This is a genomic window from Nocardioides sp. (assembly GCF_036374615.1).
Lineage (GTDB): Bacteria > Actinomycetota > Actinomycetes > Propionibacteriales > Nocardioidaceae > Nocardioides.
Window position 1 is genome coordinate 1 of sequence record NZ_DASUTK010000107.1, and the last position, 4,049, is coordinate 4,049.

The 4,049-nt window shown below is 71.0% G+C and carries 4 protein-coding genes; 1 reads left to right on the forward strand and 3 read right to left on the reverse strand.

Features of this window, described 5'->3' with window-relative positions; all coding sequences use genetic code 11:
- A partial coding sequence (hppD, locus tag VFZ39_RS08870) for a 4-hydroxyphenylpyruvate dioxygenase (protein WP_330865373.1) occupies positions 1 to 1,213 on the reverse strand: 1,213 nt, incomplete at its 3' end.
- 59 nt (positions 1,214 to 1,272) lie between these two features.
- On the opposite strand from hppD, the gene VFZ39_RS08875 reads away from it, so the two are divergent.
- A complete protein-coding gene (locus VFZ39_RS08875) occupies positions 1,273 to 1,758 on the forward strand; it encodes an Lrp/AsnC family transcriptional regulator (RefSeq protein ID WP_330865374.1) in 486 nt (161 codons plus the stop codon).
- A 75-nt stretch (positions 1,759 to 1,833) separates the two neighbouring features.
- Here VFZ39_RS08875 and VFZ39_RS08880 read toward each other — a convergent pair whose 3' ends face one another.
- Together VFZ39_RS08880 and VFZ39_RS08885 are read right to left on the reverse strand one after the other, a co-directional pair.
- Positions 1,834 to 2,469 carry an IclR family transcriptional regulator gene (locus VFZ39_RS08880; protein WP_330865376.1) on the reverse strand — a complete coding sequence of 212 codons (636 nt, stop codon included), beginning with the start codon at positions 2,467 to 2,469 and terminating at the stop codon, positions 1,834 to 1,836.
- 58 nt (positions 2,470 to 2,527) lie between these two features.
- The coding region (locus tag VFZ39_RS08885) for an ATP-dependent helicase (protein ID WP_330865377.1) at positions 2,528 to 4,049 on the reverse strand (1,522 nt) is incomplete at its 5' end.

Consider the following 4,049-nt stretch of genomic DNA (forward strand, 5'->3'; position numbering starts at 1 on the left):
TCCCGCGGAGCTCCTGCTCGCGCTCGATCGCCTCGAAGAGCGCCTTGAAGTTCCCCTTGCCGAAGCCGAGCGACCCGTGCCGTTCGATGAACTCGTAGAAGACCGTCGGCCGGTCCCCCATCGGCTTGGTGAAGATCTGCAGCAGGTAGCCGTCCTCGTCCCGGTCGACCAGGATCCGCCGCTTCTTCAGCTCCTCGATCGGAACCCGCACCTCCCCGATCCGCGCCCGGAGCTCGGGGTCGTCGTAGTAGGAGTCGGGGGTGTCGAGGAACTGGATGCCGTGCTCGCGCAGGATGTCGACGGTGCGCAGGATGTCGTTGGTCGCGAGCGCGATGTGCTGGCAGCCGGCGCCGTCGTAGAACTCGAGGTACTCGTCGATCTGCGACTTCTTCTTGGCGATCGCCGGCTCGTTGAGCGGGAACTTCACCCGGTGGTTGCCACTGGCGACCACCTTCGACATCAACGCCGAGTAGTCGGTGGCGATGTCGTCGCCGATGAACTCGGCCATGTTCGTGAACCCGAGCACCTTGTTGTAGAACTCGACCCACTCGTCCATCCGACCGAGCTCGACGTTGCCGACGCAGTGGTCGACCGCCTGGAAGAGCCGCTTGGGGTGGCCCTCGCGGCGGGTCACCGTGGTCGTGGCGGCGGCGTAGCCGGGCAGGTACGGGCCGTCGTACCGCGAGCGGTCGACGAGCGTGTGGCGGGTCTCGCCGTACGTCGCGATCGCGGCCGTCCGCACCGTGCCGTGCCCGTCGGACACGTCGTGCGGCTCCTCGAGGATCGTCGCGCCGCACGCGCGGGCGTGCTCGATGCAGCGGTCGACGTCGGGCACCTCGAGCGCGAGGTCGACGACGCCGTCGCCGTGCTTGCGGTGGTGGTCGAGGACCGGGCTGTCGGGCGTGACGCCGCCGGTGAACACGAACCGTGCCGAGCCCGAGCGGAGCACGTAGGACTTGGAGTCGCGGACACCGTTCTCGGGGCCGCGGTAGGCCTCGAGCTCCATGCCGAACGCGAGCTGGTAGAAGTTGGCGGTCTGGGTGGCGTTCCCGACGACGAACCCGATGTAGTCCATCGCGATCACGGGGAACGGGTCGCTGCTAGCGTCGTACTCCACCAGTCCCACGAGCTGCTTGAGCTGCTCGAGGGTCAGTCCGGCCTGCTCCTCCTCGTGCGTGAGTACGGTCAGCGTCGAGTTCTCGGACGTGGTCATGGCGTCAGCCTGCCCAGTAGAGGCAATCTGTGCAACAGTACGTCGAAAGCCTGCGCAGATTGTCCACTCTGGAGCCGCTCATGGACGTGCTCGACGTCAGATTGCTCGAACTCTTCACACAGCAGCCCCGGATCGGCGTGCTCGAGGCGTCGCGGCGGCTCGGAGTCGCCCGCGGCACGGCGCAGGCCAGGCTCGAGAAGCTGGTGGCCTCCGGCGTCGTCACCGACTGGGGACCCAACCTGTCGCCGGAGGCGCTCGGCTTCCCGGTGACGGCGTTCCTCACCCTGGAGATCCGTCAGGGGGCCGGTCACGACACGGTCGCCGCCCACCTCGCGGCGATCCCCGAGGTCCTCGAGGCCTACACGATCACCGGCACCGGCGACATGTGGGCGCGGGTGGTCGCCCGCTCCAACACCGACCTGCAGCGGGTGATCGACCAGGTGCTGGCCGACCCCGGCATCGACCGATCGACCACCGTGATCGCACTCGCCGACCAGATCCGGCACCGGGTACTCCCCCTGGCGAGAGCCGCGGTCACCCCCTGACGTCGCGTGTGCCTCAGCGTGCGCCATAGCGCACGCTCAGGCTCACGCGACCGGCTCAGTGCGGCTCAGTGCGGCTCAGCGCAGCAGTGCGGCGAGCTCGTCGGCCGCCGCGACCACCACCGGCCCGAGCTCACGCTCGTCGAGAGCCATCAGGGTCACGATCCCGAGGCTGGCCTCCAGCCCCTCGACCCCGCGGACCGGCGCCGCGAGGCCGCGGGCCCCTGCCTCGAGCTCGCCGGCCGTGACGGCGTACGGCGACGTGGAGGCCTCGCGCAGCAGCAGGATCGCCTTGCCGGCCGCACCGCGGTCGAGGGGGTGTCGCGCGCCGACCCGGTAGCTGACGTGGAGGTCGGTCCAGGACGGCTCGATCACAGCCAGTGCGAGCGCCTCGTCACCTTCGGCGACCGTGAGGTGGGCGGTGCAGCCGACCTGCTCGGCCAGCCGTCGCAGCACCGGGATCGCGACGTCGCGCACCACCGGCTGGACCGCGGTCGCGACGTGGAGGATGCCCAGTCCGACGTGCAGTCGGCCGTGCCCGTCGCGGCGAACGAGTGCATGCAGCTCCAGCGTGCTCACGAGCCGGTAGACCACGGTCCGGTTGATCCCGAGGGTCTCTGCGAGCGCGGTCACGGTCAGTCCCTGGGGTGCGGCCGCGAGCGCCATCAGCACCCGGATCCCGCGATCCAGGGTCTGACTCGTCTCGGCAGCCATGGCGAGACTGTAGCGATCTCGGCGCCGGCGGGGGCTCCCCCGTTCAGGCGGGGCCGGGTCAGCGGGCCTCGTGGCCCTTCGCGGCCCACTCCCGGATCCGGTTGATCCGCGACCGCAGCTGGTCGGCGTTCGCGATCGCCGCGGCGGGTCCTCCGCAGTCCTTGCGCAGGGCTGCGTGCGTGGCGCCGTGCGGCTGGCCGGTCCGGTGGTGCCACGCAGCCACCAGCCCGTTGAGCTCGCGGCGCAGCACGGCCAGCTGTTCGTGGGTGGAGACCTGCTCCACCGTGTCGGGCTCCGATGCCGGTCGCCGGCGGGCACGCTCGGTCTGCCGGTGGTGCAGCAGCTCGCGGACCTGGTCGGGCTCGAGCAGGCCGGGGATGCCGAGGAAGTCCATCTCCTCCTCGGACCCGACGTGCACGTCGCCGGAGTGGCCGAAGGTGGCGCCGTCGTACAGCACGTGGTCGAAGCGCGCCTCGGAGCCGAGCGCCTGGTAGCCGGGGACCGCCAGCTCGTCCGAGGCGGTCTCCCCCGCGGCAGCCGCCGCCAACAGGTCGCGCTCGGCGGCGAAGATGTCGTCCTCGTTGGTGATCACCCGTCCGAGGGCGTGGTCGCGCTGCGCCTCGAGCTCAGCGGCAAACCCGAGCAGGGTCGGCGCCGAGGGCAGGAACACCGATGCGGTCTCACCGCGCGTCCGCGCCCGGACGAAGCGTCCGACGGCCTGCGCGAAGAACAGCGGGGTGGCGGTGGTGGTCGCGTAGACGCCGACCGCCAGCCGTGGGACGTCGACCCCCTCGGACACCATCCGGACCGCGACCATCCAGCGCTTGTCGTTGTTGCTGAACTCCGCGATCCGCTTCGAGGCGGCCTTCTCGTCCGACAGCACCACGGTCGGCTTCTCGCCGGCGATCTTGGCCAGCAGCGCGGCGTACGCGCGAGCGGAGTCCTGGTCGGTGGCGATCACCAGTCCCCCGGCGTCCGGCACGTGGCGCCGCACCTCCGACAGCCGCCGATCGGCCGCTGTGAGCACCGACGGGATCCAGGACCCCTGCGGGTCGAGCGCGGTTCGCAGTGCCTGTGAGGTGAGGTCCTTGCTGAGTGGCTCGCCGAGTCGCGCGGACACCTCGTCGCCAGCGCGGGTGCGCCACTGCATCTCGCCGGAGTAGGCCATGAACAGCACCGGACGCACGACGTGGTCGGCCAGCGCATGGGCGTAGCCGTAGGTGAAGTCGGCCACGCTTCGCGGGATGCCGTCGTCGCCCGGCGCGTAGGTGACGAACGGGATCGGGTTCACGTCGGAGCGGAACGGCGTTCCGGTCAGCGCCAGCCGCCGGGCGGCCGGCTCGAACGCCTCGCGGACACCTTCGCCCCAGGACCGGGCGTCGCCCGCGTGGTGGATCTCGTCGAGGATCACCAGGGTCTTGAAGCGCTCGGTGCGGATCCGCAGCGCGAGCGGGTTGACCGCCACGCCGGCGTACGTGACGGCGATCCCGACGAAGTCCTGTGACGTCCGCCCCTGGCCCGCGCTGTACGTCGGGTCGAGCGGGATGCCGGCGCGGGCGGCGGCCTCGGCCCACTGGTTC